This is a genomic window from Massilia oculi (genome assembly GCF_017582745.1).
In the GTDB taxonomy this organism is placed as follows: Bacteria; Pseudomonadota; Gammaproteobacteria; order Burkholderiales; family Burkholderiaceae_D; genus Telluria; species Telluria oculi_A.
The window spans coordinates 157970-171334 of record NZ_JAFVIM010000004.1 but is presented as its reverse complement, the minus strand read 5'-3'; the positions used below and the strand labels follow the sequence as shown (position 1 = coordinate 171334).

Annotated in this window: 14 protein-coding genes; 6 read left to right on the top strand and 8 right to left on the bottom strand. The window is 65.5% G+C overall.

Features of this window, described 5'->3' with window-relative positions; all coding sequences use genetic code 11:
• Window positions 1-29 precede the first annotated feature (29 nt).
• Window positions 30-923: a 50S ribosomal protein L3 N(5)-glutamine methyltransferase gene (gene prmB / locus J3U95_RS06560; RefSeq protein ID WP_208277832.1), complete on the top strand. Its 894-nt coding sequence runs from the start codon at window positions 30-32 to the stop codon at window positions 921-923.
• A 201-nt stretch (window positions 924-1124) separates the two neighbouring features.
• Window positions 1125-3131 carry an ATP-binding cassette domain-containing protein gene (locus J3U95_RS06555; RefSeq protein ID WP_208277831.1) on the top strand — a complete coding sequence of 669 codons (2007 nt, stop codon included), beginning with the start codon at window positions 1125-1127 and terminating at the stop codon, window positions 3129-3131.
• 2 nt (window positions 3132-3133) lie between these two features.
• On the opposite strand, the gene J3U95_RS06550 is transcribed toward J3U95_RS06555, so the two are convergent.
• The 3 genes from J3U95_RS06550 to J3U95_RS06540 form a co-directional block, all read right to left on the bottom strand.
• Window positions 3134-3643: a chemotaxis protein CheW gene (locus tag J3U95_RS06550; RefSeq protein ID WP_229519676.1), complete on the bottom strand. Its 510-nt coding sequence runs from the start codon at window positions 3641-3643 to the stop codon at window positions 3134-3136.
• A gap of 124 nt (window positions 3644-3767) precedes the next feature.
• Window positions 3768-5684 (bottom strand): flagellar assembly protein A, encoded by a 1917-nt coding sequence (locus tag J3U95_RS06545; protein WP_208277829.1) that lies wholly within the window; start codon window positions 5682-5684, stop codon window positions 3768-3770.
• Window positions 5685-5964: 280 nt separating this feature from the next.
• A complete protein-coding gene (locus J3U95_RS06540) occupies window positions 5965-6330 on the bottom strand; it encodes a hypothetical protein (protein ID WP_229519674.1) in 366 nt (121 codons plus the stop codon).
• A 200-nt stretch (window positions 6331-6530) separates the two neighbouring features.
• Here J3U95_RS06540 and ompR point away from each other — a divergent pair, with 200 nt between their 5' ends.
• From ompR to J3U95_RS06520, 4 genes are all read left to right on the top strand, one after another.
• A complete protein-coding gene (gene ompR, locus J3U95_RS06535; RefSeq protein WP_208277828.1) occupies window positions 6531-7298 on the top strand; it encodes an osmolarity response regulator transcription factor OmpR in 768 nt (255 codons plus the stop codon).
• The gene (locus J3U95_RS06530; RefSeq protein WP_208277827.1) at window positions 7298-8671 is read left to right on the top strand and encodes a sensor histidine kinase family protein; all 1374 of its coding nucleotides are present in this window, start codon (window positions 7298-7300) and stop codon (window positions 8669-8671) included. Before ompR ends, J3U95_RS06530 begins: the two co-directional genes overlap by 1 nt.
• Window positions 8672-8847: 176 nt before the next feature.
• Entirely contained in the window at window positions 8848-9147 is a 300-nt protein-coding gene (locus J3U95_RS06525; RefSeq protein ID WP_208277826.1) for a type II toxin-antitoxin system Phd/YefM family antitoxin, read from the top strand.
• Window positions 9122-9379: a Txe/YoeB family addiction module toxin gene (locus J3U95_RS06520; RefSeq protein WP_208277825.1), complete on the top strand. Its 258-nt coding sequence runs from the start codon at window positions 9122-9124 to the stop codon at window positions 9377-9379. Before J3U95_RS06525 ends, J3U95_RS06520 begins: the two co-directional genes overlap by 26 nt.
• 78 nt (window positions 9380-9457) lie before the next feature.
• Here the strand turns inward: J3U95_RS06520 and J3U95_RS06515 are convergent, their stop codons facing one another.
• The 5 genes from J3U95_RS06515 to J3U95_RS06495 all read right to left on the bottom strand — a co-directional run bounded on the left by J3U95_RS06515 (window position 9458) and on the right by J3U95_RS06495 (window position 13276).
• Window positions 9458-10426: a threo-3-hydroxy-L-aspartate ammonia-lyase gene (locus J3U95_RS06515; RefSeq protein ID WP_208277824.1), complete on the bottom strand. Its 969-nt coding sequence runs from the start codon at window positions 10424-10426 to the stop codon at window positions 9458-9460.
• A 112-nt stretch (window positions 10427-10538) separates the two neighbouring features.
• On the bottom strand, window positions 10539-11072 hold the full coding sequence (locus tag J3U95_RS06510) for a hypothetical protein (protein WP_208277823.1): 534 nt from the start codon (window positions 11070-11072) through the stop codon (window positions 10539-10541).
• On the bottom strand, window positions 11069-11530 hold the full coding sequence (locus J3U95_RS06505; RefSeq protein WP_208277822.1) for a hypothetical protein: 462 nt from the start codon (window positions 11528-11530) through the stop codon (window positions 11069-11071). The genes J3U95_RS06510 and J3U95_RS06505 overlap by 4 nt, the downstream gene beginning before the upstream one ends.
• A 77-nt stretch (window positions 11531-11607) precedes the next feature.
• On the bottom strand, window positions 11608-12600 hold the full coding sequence (locus J3U95_RS06500) for a 2-hydroxyacid dehydrogenase (RefSeq protein ID WP_208277821.1): 993 nt from the start codon (window positions 12598-12600) through the stop codon (window positions 11608-11610).
• 34 nt (window positions 12601-12634) lie between these two features.
• Window positions 12635-13276, bottom strand: coding sequence for a helix-turn-helix transcriptional regulator (locus J3U95_RS06495; protein WP_208277820.1), 642 nt, complete (start codon window positions 13274-13276; stop codon window positions 12635-12637).
• Window positions 13277-13365 lie beyond the last annotated feature (89 nt).

Here is a 13365-nt window from a genome sequence, read left to right as displayed (position 1 = left end):
GGGCGCTGAACCAACACGAGAACAAGACCATGACCAACACCACCTTCAGTACGCCGCGCGACCTGCTGCGCTACGCCGTCACCCGCTTCAACGGCGCAAAGCTGTTCTTCGGCCACGGCAGCGCCGAGGCCTTCGACGAAGCCGCCTACCTTATCCTGCACACCCTGAAACTGCCGCTGGACCGCCTCGAGCCCTTCCTCGACGCCAAACTGCTGCCAGACGAAGTGCTGCAGGTGCTGGCCGTGATCGAGCGCCGCGTCACCGAGCGCGTGCCGGCCGCCTACATCACCAAGGAAGCCTGGCTGGGCGAGTACCGCTTCTACGTCGACGAGCGCGTGCTGGTGCCGCGCTCCTTCATCGCCGAGCTGATCCCGCAGCAGTTCAGCCCATGGCTGACCGATCCGGAAGGCGTCGAGAACGTGCTCGAACTGTGCACCGGCAGCGGCTGCCTGGCGATCATGGCGGCCGACATCTTCGAGAATGCCGTCGTCGATGCGGTCGACATCTCGAAGGACGCGCTGGCCGTGGCCGAGCACAACATCCGCGAATACAAGCTGGAAGGCCGCGTCAACCCGATCGAGTCCGACCTGTACGAGAACGTGCCGTTCAAGAAGTATGACCTGATCATCACCAACCCGCCGTACGTGAACTCGGAATCGATGCGCACCCTGCCGCCGGAATACCTGAACGAGCCGCAGATCGCGCTGGCCGGCGGCGAAGACGGCATGGACCTGGTGCGCAAGATCATCGCCGGCGCCGCCGAGCGCCTGACGCCGGACGGCATCCTGGTGGTCGAGATCGGCAACGAGCGCGAGTTCGCCGAAGCCGCCTTCGGCCACCTGGGCCTGACCTGGCTGACCACCAGCATCGGCGACGATGCGGTGTTCCTGCTGACGGCCGAGCAGCTGCAGACCGCGCAGTAAAATACGCGATTCGCCGGCGCTGATCGATTGCGCCGGCGCTGAAACGTCGTCCCCGCGAAGGCGGGGACCCAAGTTTTCGAGAGTGGCCATTACATCAAACGTAGCGGCAACGCATGCTTACTTGGGTCCCCGCCTCCGCGGGGACGACGTGCATGAGCAAACATTGAAGCAGCACCCGTTCGACTAAGCAGACAAACTCCCATGATCCGTATCCAGAACGTCAGCCTGATGCGCGGCACCAAGCCGCTGCTCGTCGACGCCGACCTGACCCTCAACCCGGGCGACAAGATCGGCCTGATCGGCGCCAACGGCGCCGGCAAATCAAGCCTGTTCGGCCTGCTGCGCAACGAGCTGCATCCGGACCAGGGGCAGATCGACTTCCCCGCCAAGTGGCGCATGGCCTATGTGGCGCAAGAGACCCCACCGCTCGAGCGCGCCGCGCTCGACTACGCGATCGACGGCGACGTCGGCCTGCGTAAGCTCCAGGCCGAACTGGAAGAGCTGGAGTCACACCCCGATGCCGACGCCCACGGCATGCGCCTGGGCGAGCTGCATGCGGCGCTGGCCGACGCCGACGCCTACACCGTGCAATCGCGCGGCGAACAGCTGCTGCTGGGCCTGGGCTTCTCGCTGGCCCAGATGAACCAGCCGGTGGCCAGCTTCTCGGGCGGCTGGCGCATGCGCCTGAACCTGGCGCAGGCGCTGATGTGCCCTTCCGACCTGCTGCTGCTCGACGAACCGACCAACCACCTGGACCTGGACGCGATCATCTGGCTCGAGGACTGGCTCAAGCGCTATCCCGGCACCCTGATCATCATCTCGCACGACCGCGACTTCCTGGACGAGATCGTGAACGTGGTGGTGCACATCGACGACCGCAAGCTGAAGCGCTACAGCGGCAACTATTCGGCCTTCGAGCGCCAGCGCGCCGCGCAGATGGTGCTGCAGGCCTCGGCCATCGAGAAGCAGCAGCGCCAGCGTGCCCACCTCGAATCCTTCATCAACCGCTTCAAGGCGCAGGCCACCAAGGCGCGCCAGGCCCAGAGCCGGATCAAGGCGCTCTCGAAGATGGAAGAGCTGGCGCCGCTGCGCGCCGCCGCCGAATTCTCGTTCGAGTTCCGCGAGCCGCTGGCGGCCCCGAACCCGCTGCTGGTGCTGGAAGGCGTCGACGCCGGCTACCCGCTGCTCGACGCCCATGGCGACAAGGTCGGCGCGAAGACCATCGTCAACCACATCGACTTCTCGCTGCAGATCGGCCAGCGCATCGGCCTGCTGGGCGTGAACGGCGCCGGCAAGTCGACCCTGATCAAGACCGTCGCCGGCGAACTGGCGCCGCTCACCGGCCATGCCACGCTGGGCAAGGGCCTGTCGATCGGCTACTTCGCCCAGCACCAGGTCGAGATGCTGCGCCACGACGAATCGCCCCTGTGGCACCTGGCGAAGATCGCCCCGACCGTGCGCGAGCAGGAGCTGCGCAACTTCCTCGGCAGCTTCAACTTCCCGGGCGATATGGTGACCAGCCCGATCAAGCCGTTCTCGGGCGGCGAGAAGGCGCGCCTGGCGCTGGCGCTGATCGTGTGGCAGCGCCCGAACCTGCTGCTGCTCGACGAACCGACCAACCACCTGGACCTGGAAACGCGCGAGGCGCTGACGATGGCCCTGGCCCAGTTCGAGGGCACGCTGGTCGTGGTCTCGCACGACCGCCACCTGCTGCGCGCCACCACCGACCAGTTCATCATCGTGGCCGACGGCCGCCTGCAGCCTTTCGACGGCGACCTGGACGACTACAAGGACTGGCTGTTCAAGACCAAGCTGGGCAAGGGCGGCGACGCCCTGCCCGGCCAGGCGGCGCAGGCGAAGGCTGCACAGCCGGCCGCCAAGGCCAGCGCGCCCGCGCCGAGCCCGGCGGCATCGCCGGCCGAGCGCAAGGAACAGAAACGCCTCGAAGCCGAGGAGCGCCAGCGCCTGGCGGCCCAGCGCAAACCCCTGGAAAACCGGATCAAGCGCCTCGACGAACAGATGGCCAAACTGAGCGCGAAGAAAGCGGCGATCGACGCCGAGCTGCTCGACCCGGCGATCTACGAAGCGGCGAACAAGGACCGCCTGAAAACGCTGGTGGCCGACCAGGCCTTCGCGGCGCGCGACCTGGAAGCGCTCGAGATGGAGTGGCTGGAAATCCAGGAGCAGCTCGAGGCCCTGGCGGCGTAAGGTCAGGCGGCCCTCAGCGGCCGCCTCGGCGACAGCGACATCAGCCGATCGATGTCGATCAACACCACCTTGCGTCCATCGATGCGGGCCATGCCGATCAGGTAGCCCGCGCCCGGCGCGCCCGGCAGCGGCTGCACGGCTTCAGGGCGCACGTGCACGATGCCGGTCACGCTCTCCACCACCATGCCGACGATCCCGCTCGACAGGCGCAGGATGATCACGTCGGTATCCGGGGCCGACCGGCCCTGCCCCGTGGCCGCGGCCTGCGCGCCGCCCGCGCGCATGTCGACTATCGGCATGATCACCCCATGCGACAGCGCCACGCCGCCGATGATCTCGCCGTCGGTGGCGAAGCGCTCGAGGGATCCCAGCAGCTTGAGCTCCTGCACGCGCGCGCAGTCGAGCCCGTACTCCTGCCCGTCGAGCATGAAGCTGAGGAATTCCCGTGAGGCGCTGCTGCGCGGCGCCGGGTAACGGGTGACGGAAGCGCGAAGGGTTGAAGCGTGAGGCATGCTGGACGAGGTGACCATGGCGAATCCTTTATGGGGGCAATCACCATCGTATGCCGCGTCCCCGGTGCCGATGTTGACTGTAGTCAACTCCAGCCTTGGGCCCGCCCCGCCCGGCGGGTCAGTATCAGGACGCGGCCTGCGCCTGCGCCGCCGCCGTGGACGTGTCCCACGACCAGGCGCCCTCGCTGCCCGCGTGCAGCACTTCCGCGCCCTTGGTGTCGCGCAGGCGCAGCTTGACGTCGCGCGCCGTCATGTCCCAGACGCAGCCGAAGTCCGGTTCGTAGGGCAGCGCCAGCACCTGCACCTCGCCCGCCAGCATGCCGATCGCCACCCCGGCCGCCCCGACCCGCTCGAAGCGCTGGGCCTCGAACCGTTTCAACAGCGCCATGCCGGACTGACGCTCGCCGTCGAGCGTCTTGGCTTCTTGCGACAGCCGGCCCAGTTCCTTGAGCGCCGGCGCCACGCTGGCCGCCAGGCGCCGGAACTGCGGCTCCTGTTCCGCCGTGAGCACCAGCTCGCCCTTGCGCAGGCGCGGCGCGATCAACAGGTATTTGCGCATCTCCGGCTGGCCGGTGAGCGCCTCCATCGCGCTGCGGCGTTGCGCCGCCAGCTGGACGAACTGGTCCATCCGCTCGCGCACCTGCGCCATCGCCGCGTCGACGCGCGCGCAGTCCGGGCGCAGCAGCCAGACCAGCATCTCGCCCTGCTTCCACGGCGCGGCGCGGCCGATCGCCACGCGCCGCCCGGCGATGGCGCTGCCCTCGGCGTGCGCCACCTCGACCTCGTCGCCGATGATCTCGCAGTTGATCGCGGTCTCGATCCGGATGCGCGCGCCCGAGATCACGCAGTTCTCGGCGCGGTCGAGCCGGACCTCACCCTTGGTCGCCTGGATCGTCGCCTGGGACGCGACGCCCAGCACCCGCACGCCGCCATCGAGGTTGCGCGCGCTGCCGCCCACCAGGTTGCGGCGCAGGAGGATGGCGCCGCCGCGCGCGACCAGGTGGCCATACACATCGCCGTGCACGGTGATGCTTTCGGCCTCGATGATGCGCTGCTCCTGCACTTCGCCGAATTCCTCGTAGTCGCCGGCCAGGTGCAGGTTGCCGGTGGTCTTGGCGCTGACGCCATCGCGGCTGACGATCTTGTCGGTGATGGCGATGCGGCTGCTCTTGGGGTCGACGCTCAAAAAGCCGTCCTGGCGCGCAACCAGGAACTCGCCTTCCGGCGCCAGGTCGACCGCCGTGCCGTCGGCCGCATAGGTGGACAGGTCGAGGTCCTTGCCCACCTCGGGCGCGATCGGGATGCCGTTCAGGTCGAAGCCGGGGTTGCCGCTGGTGCGCGGCACCTTGCGCAGCAGGCGCGTGCCGGCCGCCACCTGCGGAAAACGGTTCTGGAAGCTCATCAGGTCGAGCTTGCCGTTGGCGAGCTGGCGCGGGGCGTCGCTGCGGTGCAGTTCGTTCGTGACCTCCTCGACGCGGGCATCCATGCCGGGCAGCGGCTCGAGACGGCGCGCCACCACGTAGCGGCCGGCCGCGCCGCTCCCGATGTGGCTGCGGATGGCGTCGATCTCGGCGCCGAAGCGGATGCCCTTCACCCACATGTCGCAGACGAATTCGTCGACGTCGAGCCGGGTCTGGCGCTCATTGCCTTCCTCGTCGCGCTCGAACACGGGTTCGAAATAGTATTCGGCCTGGCCGTCGGCGATCCTGACCGAACGGTACAGGGCCTGGCGCTGCGGCGTGAACGGCACGATGTCGGCCGCGATGCGCACCACGACCCGTCCGGCCGCGTCGCGCGGCAGGTCCGGCCCGTGGCCGTACAGGGCCTTGATCAGCACCGGGTAATCGAGGCCAGCCAGATAATGGTTGGAGCGCAGGATGCCGTCGACCGCCGCCACCAGCGTGGTGCCGAGCACTTCGGGATCGGCATACACGCCGTCGTCGCGCCTGGCGATGCAATGTTCGGGCCCCTTCGAGTCGAAGCGGACGGCGGGCGCCGCCGTGGCGGGCGCTGCATCGGGTAGTACGGCAAGGTCGGACACGTTCACGCTCCACTTGGCGATAAATATTGGCGACGGAGAACCTGCCAACAGTAAGGTGGACGTAAAGATAGCATGTTGCGCAATCTAAATAAACATATGGCAACTAGATTTCTAAAAAGAAAATTTGTGGCGCGGCCGACACCATTGCCGCAAAGCGTATTCGTGGCCAGATCCGGAAAAAACGCGCCAGATACGCCAGCAAGACGGCTTGGGAAATGTCAAATTCCAGAAACGACAACGGCGCCATCGGCGCCGTCGTTTTACATTGCCGGCCGCATTCTCAGCGGCGGCGGGCGTTCGGATAGAGCTCCGAACCTTCCTTGATCTGGCGCCGCAGGTCGCGCCGCTCGTCCGGCGACAGCCGGCCGCGACGGCGCTCTTCGCGGGCCGCGTCGGACTGCGCTTCCATGGCGCGGCGATCCTGGTCGCGCATCTCGTAGACGCGCGGATCCTGCTGGGCCTGCATCTGGTAACGGTCGCGCATCGCCGCTTCGTCGCGGCGCGAATCGCGCTCCTGGTTTTGCGCCGATGCGCTGGCCCCCAGGCCTGCCAGTACGCAGGCGACTACACCAAGGCGCGCAAGCCGGGCGAGCCGGCCGCCATTGGCGCCGAATCCTGCTGGTTTGTGGTTGTGCGCGTGGTTCATGGTGTTCCTCTTCCGCGATGCCTGATAAACGGATAAGCTGTGTTGATCACTTGTCGCCAGTGTAGGTGCATACCGAAAGCGGAGTAAGACTTATTGGGTAAAGTTTGTAACACATTGTAATGGCTGGGCTGAGTCGTGCATCCGCCCTAGCCATAAGAAGTTACCATAGCGACATTCATCTGACAATTCTGGACAGTTTTATGACCTCAACGACTTCGAACAATAATGCGGGTACGGGCGCGCCATCGGGCCACTCCGCCAAGATCATGGTCGTGGACGACGACGTGCGCCTGCGCGACCTGCTGCGCCGCTACCTGACCGAACAGGGCTTCCAGGTGGTGACCGCTGAAAGCGCGCCGGCGATGAACAAATTGTGGCTGCGCGAGCGCTACGACCTGCTGGTGCTCGACCTGATGCTGCCCGGCGAAGACGGCCTGTCGATCTGCCGCCGCCTGCGCGGCGCCGGCGACCAGACTCCGATCATCATGCTCACCGCCAAGGGCGAGGACGTCGACCGCATCGTCGGCCTCGAAATGGGCGCCGACGACTACCTGCCCAAGCCGTTCAACCCGCGCGAGCTGGTGGCCCGCATCGGCGCCGTCCTGCGCCGCAAGGGCCCGGACGAGATCCCCGGCGCGCCATCCGAAACCCCGCAGACCTTCGAGTTCGGCGACTTCGTGCTCGACCTGGGCACGCGCACGCTCAAGAAGAATGGCGAGACGGTGCCGCTGACCACCGGCGAATTCTCGGTGCTGAAGGTGTTCGCGCGCCATGCGCGCCAGCCGCTGTCGCGCGAGAAGCTGATGGAACTGGCCCGCGGCCGCGAATATGAGGTGTTCGACCGTTCGCTCGACGTCCAGATCTCGCGCCTGCGCAAGCTGATCGAGCCCGATCCATCGAGCCCGCTGTACATCCAGACCGTGTGGGGCCTGGGCTACGTGTTCATCCCTGAAGGTCAGCCGCGCTAGTGTTCACCCCAATCGCCCAGGCGCGGCGCGCCCTGCGCTTCGCCTGGTTCAAGAGCGGCCTGTTCTGGCGCACCTTCTTCCTGATGTCGGTGCTCACCGCGGCCTCGATGCTGGCCTGGATCGGCATGATCAGCGTGTTCCAGCGCGACAAGCAGGTGCAGCAGACGGCGGAGCTGGTGGTGTCGGTGGTGACGATCACCAAAGCCGCGCTGACCCACTCGGCGCCCGATCTGCGGCGCGAGCTGCTGCTCGAACTGGTGTCGAACGAAGGCATCCGCATCTTCACGCTGGAAGACACGGACGTGATCGACCCGCCGCCGCACAATCCCCTGATGCCCGAAATCGCGGCCATCGTGCGCGAACGGCTGGGCGCCGACACGCGCTTCTCGAGCGGCGTGAACGGCGTGCCGGGCTTCTACATCAGCTTCAATATCGAGGACGACAAATACTGGCTGATGCTCGAGCGCGAGCGCCTGACCGGCCTGACGCGCGAACAGTGGCTCGGCTGGGCGGTGGTGGTGGGCCTGCTGTCGGTGGTCGGCGCGGCGCTGATCTCGAGCCTGGTGAACCGTCCGCTGGCGCGCCTGACGGCCGCCGCGCGCGCCATCGCCAAAGGCGAGCGTCCGGTGCGCCTGCCCGAGAAGGGCTCGCAAGAGATCATCGAGGCCAATCGAAGCTTCAATCAGATGGTGGAAGACCTGGCGCAGGTGGAGAAGGACCGCGCCGTGATCCTGGCCGGCATCTCGCACGACCTGCGCACGCCGCTGGCGCGCATGGGGCTCGAGGTCGAGATGGCGAACCTGTCCACGGACGCGCGCGAAGGCATGCAGTCGGACATCGCGCAGATGGACGCCATCATCGGCCAGTTCCTGGACTACGCCAAGCCGACCGAGGCGGCGACCTTCGTGCCGGTGAACCTGTCCGAGATGCTGTCAGACGTCGGCCGCGAGGCGGCTCGCATTCCCGACCTCCATGTCAAGACCGACCTGATGCCAGGCGTGCACGTGATGGGCAACGCGACCGACCTGCGGCGCGTGATCAACAACATCATCGAGAACGCGCGCCGCTACGGCAAGACGCCGGACACCTCATGCACCGACATCGACATCGTGCTACGCGTGAAGGCCACGGGCCACGGCCGGCGCGCCGTGATCGAGATCGGCGACCATGGGGTCGGCGTGCCGGCGGACCAGATTGCGCAGCTGATGAAACCCTTTACGCGGCTCGATAGCGCACGCGGTCAGGCGAATGGCGCCGGGTTGGGGCTGGCGATCGTGGAGCGGGTGCTGACCCGGCACAATGCGGGGCTGGAAGTGAGGAATCGCGAAGGCGGCGGGTTCTTGTTGCAGGTGGCGTTACCGTTGGCGGCGTGATCTGCTTATTTCGCTTGTTATCCACATAAACTACGCTATACTCAAACATGTACGATTTACTGTACATGTACTCCATTCGATACATGCGATTACTGCTAACGACTACTGCTACTGGTAACGACTACTGCTAACGACTACTGCTAACGACTACGACTAATGGACGAACGGGGTAATACATGAGAATCATCAACTTTTCCGATGCTCGCAACAGTCTTCGGACTGTGATCGATCAGGTGGTTGAAGATGCTGACGTTACTGTCATCTCGCGCCGCGATGCGCCAGATGCAGTCGTCATGTCGTTCGATCACTACAGTAGCCTAATGGAGACTGTACACCTGTTAAGCTCGCCGGCGAATGCAGCGCACCTTGCCAAATCACTCTTACAGGCTCGTTCTGGTCAGGCGCAGCATCGGGAATTAATTAACATTTCCGACGCTGAGGAATCGCAACATGCGCCATTTGAAGTTCACGGATGAAGGCTGGGAAAGCTATACCTATTGGCAAACGCAGGACAAGAAGACGCTCAAGCGCATCAATGATTTGATCAAGGATGTCCAGAGAGATCCCTTTGCGGGAATAGGCAAGCCCGAAGCCCTGAAACACAGCCTTAGCGGTTGCTGGTCACGGCGAATAGATGAGACAAACCGCCTCGTCTACGAAGTACAGGATGAAGAGTTGATCATTCTGTCCTGCCGGTACCACTACTGATCACCAAGGCAGCAGATATGCTCCCTTTTTTTTCGGTCTGACCTCCGGTCAGACGCACGACCGTTTCGCAGAAGTCAATCAATCGCCGATCAGGCTCGCAAACCGCCCCAGATCGATATTCCCGCCACTGATCAACACCCCGACCTTCTTCCCTTTCAGCTGATCCTTCATCCTGCGCGCCGCAGCAAATCCGAGGCAGCCGGTCGGCTCCACCACGATCTTCATGCGTTCGGCGAAAAAGCGCATGCAGGCCACCAGCTCCTCGTCGCTCACGGTGAGAATGTCGTTGACGTCGCGCCGGATGATCGGGAAGGTCAGCTGGCCCAGGTGCTGGGTCTGGGCGCCGTCGGCGATCGTACGCGGCGTGTCGATGTGGACGATCTCGCCGGTGCGGAACGATTGCTGGCCGTCGTTGCCTGCTTCCGGCTCGACGCCGTACAGCATGCAGCCGGGGGACAGCGCGCGCGTGGCCAGCGCGGAGCCGGACAGCAGGCCGCCGCCGCCCAGGCACACGAAGAAGGCGTCCAACGGACCGACTTCCTCGAACAGCTCCTTGGCCGCCGTGCCCTGCCCCGCGATCACGTCCGCGTGGTCGTAGGGCGGAATCAGGGTCAGGCCGTGCTTGTCGGCCAGCTCGCGGCCGATCTGCTCGCGGTCTTCGGTGTAGCGGTCATAGGTGACCACGGTGGCGCCATAGCCGCGGGTGGCGGCGACTTTCGCGGCCGGCGCATCCTGCGGCATCACGATCGTCGCCGGCATGCCCAGGATCTTGGCCGACAGCGCGATCGCCTGCGCATGGTTCCCGGACGAGAACGCGACGACGCCGGCGCGGCGCTGTTCGGGGCTGAACTTCGCCAATGCGTTATAGCCGCCGCGGAACTTGAACGCGCCCATGCGCTGCATGTTCTCGCACTTGAAGAACACCTCGGCGCCGAATTCCTCGTTGACGGTACGCGAGGTCAGCACCGGCGTGCGGTGGGCGGCGCCCAGGATGCGTTCGGCGGCCTGGGCGACGTCTTCGTAAGTGGGTAGCGATGCTGCGGTCATGGCGCAATCCTTTCAGTTCACTGCGGTCAGGTTAACGATTCATCCGATATTGGACATATTATCCAATCTTGGATGAAGCGTCAAACGGCAGCGATTTCAGCCCAGGACTTCGCTACGGCCACCAGCGGACGATGTTCAGCACGCCCGTAAGCCACGTTTTCCCGGTTTTCCCGATCCTGGGTCCGTTGCCCGGCGGCGCGGCCGGCGGAATGTCGCGCAATGCCTGGTCGACCAGCCGGTTGCGCTCGCGCGCCTGCCGCGCGAAGTACATCGACGCCCACAGGAACAGCAGCAAGGCCGCCAGCGCCGCCCAGCCGCCGAAGAACAGCAGCGCGCCGAAGACGAAGAACGGGCCGAACCAGTACACGATCCATGCCTGCGCCAGTGCGACGTCCCAGGCCGATTCGGCAAGCACGACGTCCGGGGTGGACAGGTCGCGCCAACCCACGACCTTTTGCCAGTTGCCCTGTTCGACCAGGGCAATCGCATAGCGCGAGCCATCGCGCGGAACCGTGCCGTCGGAGAAGTTGACGCCATACTCCTTCTTGCCGCCGCTCTCGAAACTGAACATGCCTCCCTGCACGTCGAACACGCGGTCGAACGTCACCTGCACGATGTGTGCGAAATCTTCCACTTGCCTGCTCATGCCCTCTCCTCCACTCCTGCCAGCCGCTCGGCGCGCAACGCCCGCTCGGCCCGCCGCCGGTGCACCATGACGCTCCGGATAACCAGGCCCGCGACCAGCACGAGCATTGCGGCCAATGGCAAGGCCGCCTTCCAGCCACCGCCACTCATCGCATTACCCAGCAGTCCGGAGACGAGCAGATAAATCCAGGGCATGTGCGGGCCGAGGTTCGCCCACACCGTCCGCTTGAGCCGCACCTCCTGCGTCGCCAGGTCGCGCGATCCAATCACGGTTTCCCAGTTGCCGCGCTCAGCGAACGCGACAGCATAGGTCGCTGCTTCACGCGGTATCTCGCCGCCGACGGCATTGACGCCGTAGACCGGCCAGCCGCCGCTTTCGAAACTGAAGTCGCCCGTCCGTTGCTGGACATCGAAAATCCGATCAAATCGAACCTGCTCAATGTGCATCTGTCCTGCCATAGTGAGTATCAATGCCGCAGACCGTAACGCAGCAGCGGACACATGTCCAGCCCACGGGCAAAGTCATGCGCCGTGCATCAATCGGGAATCCGATTGACCAGCTCCTCGCCCCGCTCGAAGGCCCCGATGCTGTCGATGGTCGTGCGCATGATCTGCCCGATCGCCTCCACCGTGAAGAAGGCCTGGTGGCCGGTCACGATCACGTTCGGGAACGACACCAGGCGCTGGATCACGTCGTCGGTGATGATGGTCGACGACAGGTCCTGGAAGAACAGGCTCGCTTCCTGCTCGTAGACGTCGATCGCCAGGCCGCCCAGCTGGCCGGTCTTGAGCGCCTGCACCGCCGCCTCGGTGTCGACCAGGCCGCCGCGGCTGGTATTGACCAGCACGCAGCCGCGCTTGACCCGCGCCAGCGCCGCCGCATTCACGATGTGATGGGTCTCTTCCAGCAGCGGGCAGTGCAAGGACACCACGTCGCTGCAGGCCAGCAGCTCGTCGACGCCGATATAGCGTCCGCCCAGGGCCTCGAAGGCCGGCGTCGGGTAACGGTCGTAGCCGACCAGGGTGCAACCGAAACCGGCCATGATGCGGGCGAAGATGGTGCCGATCTTGCCGGTGCCGATCACGCCGACCGTCTTGCCGTGCAAATCGAAGCCCATCAGGCCGTCGAGGTCGAAATTGCCTTCGCGCGTGCGCACGCTGGCGCGCGCGATCTTGCGGTTCACGGCGAGCAGCAGCCCGACCGCGAACTCGGCGACCGAGTTGGGCGAATAATCGGTGACGCGCACCACCGCGATGCCAAGCCGGCGCGCGGCGACCGCGTCCACGTGGTTGTAGCCGGTCGAGCGGGTCGCCACCAGGCGCACGCCCTGCCCTGCCAGGATACCCAGCACCTCGGCATCGACGGTATCGTTGACGAAGACGCAGACGGCCTCGCAGCCCTCGGCCAGGATCGCGGTCTCGCGGCTCAGCCGGTCTTCGAGGAAACGCAATTCGTGGCCGGCGTCAACGTTGGCCTGGGCCAGCATGGTCTTGTCGTAGCGGCGCGCGCTGTATACGGCTGTCTTCAAGGCGGTCTCCCGAAGTGAACGGTTCAGCGCGATTCTATTTGATGTCGTTGTAGGCGGTCGCCCGCGAAATGCCGAGATGCGACGCCGCCACTTCCATCGCCCGCCGCACTTCGAGAAAACCGCCGTCCTTCAGCTCGCGCATCAGCGCGCGCCGCTCGTGCGCCTTGAGCAACTGGGGCGACGACGCCAGCCGCGCCGCGTAGGCGTCGATGCGGCGCCGGATGGCGTCGGCGTTGGCCGGATCGAGCGACTCGCCCACCGGCGCCTCGCCCAACGCATTGAACTGTTCGAGGATGCCCTGCATCGAACGGAACAGGGTCAGGTCGACGTTCAGACACAGGGCCGCGACGTAGTTGCCGTCGGCGTCCTTGATGCCGATCGAGGTGCTCTTGGCCGGGCGGCCGTCCGGGAACTGGTTCGGATAGTTGGCGACCACCTGCGGATAGGCGCTGTCGGCGATGCGCGCCAGTCCCAGCTCGGTGGCCGGATCGCCGGCCGCGCGGCTGGAGAGGTTGTTATGGATGGCCAGCACGGCGTGGCCAGGATCGCGCAGGTCGTGCACCACCACTTCGCAGAACGGGGCGAAGGTTTGGGCCAGGCCCTCGGCGATGTGCCGGACCTGCTCGATGAGCGCGGATTCTTCCTTGCTTGGCAATGTCTTGGTCATGCTGGACATTTTATCCAAGACTGGCGGTTCTGTAAAAAACGACGGCGCGCCCGCCTACACGCCCACGTGAAGTGGCGAACAGAAGCGGTTTGATGCAA

Excerpts from the sequence above, each read along its gene's own strand:
- prmB (WP_208277832.1), top strand. The coding sequence starts at position 30 with ATGACCAACACCACCTTCAGTACGCCGCGCGACCTGCTGCGCTACGCC.
- J3U95_RS06555 (WP_208277831.1), top strand. The coding sequence starts at position 1,125 with ATGATCCGTATCCAGAACGTCAGCCTGATGCGCGGCACCAAGCCGCTG.
- J3U95_RS06550 (WP_229519676.1), bottom strand. The coding sequence starts at position 3,643 with ATGCCTCACGCTTCAACCCTTCGCGCTTCCGTCACCCGTTACCCGGCG.
- J3U95_RS06540 (WP_229519674.1), bottom strand. The coding sequence starts at position 6,330 with ATGAACCACGCGCACAACCACAAACCAGCAGGATTCGGCGCCAATGGC.
- ompR (WP_208277828.1), top strand. The coding sequence starts at position 6,531 with ATGACCTCAACGACTTCGAACAATAATGCGGGTACGGGCGCGCCATCG.
- J3U95_RS06525 (WP_208277826.1), top strand. The coding sequence starts at position 8,848 with ATGAGAATCATCAACTTTTCCGATGCTCGCAACAGTCTTCGGACTGTG.
- J3U95_RS06520 (WP_208277825.1), top strand. The coding sequence starts at position 9,122 with ATGCGCCATTTGAAGTTCACGGATGAAGGCTGGGAAAGCTATACCTAT.
- J3U95_RS06515 (WP_208277824.1), bottom strand. The coding sequence starts at position 10,426 with ATGACCGCAGCATCGCTACCCACTTACGAAGACGTCGCCCAGGCCGCC.
- J3U95_RS06510 (WP_208277823.1), bottom strand. The coding sequence starts at position 11,072 with ATGAGCAGGCAAGTGGAAGATTTCGCACACATCGTGCAGGTGACGTTC.
- J3U95_RS06505 (WP_208277822.1), bottom strand. The coding sequence starts at position 11,530 with ATGGCAGGACAGATGCACATTGAGCAGGTTCGATTTGATCGGATTTTC.
- J3U95_RS06495 (WP_208277820.1), bottom strand. The coding sequence starts at position 13,276 with ATGTCCAGCATGACCAAGACATTGCCAAGCAAGGAAGAATCCGCGCTC.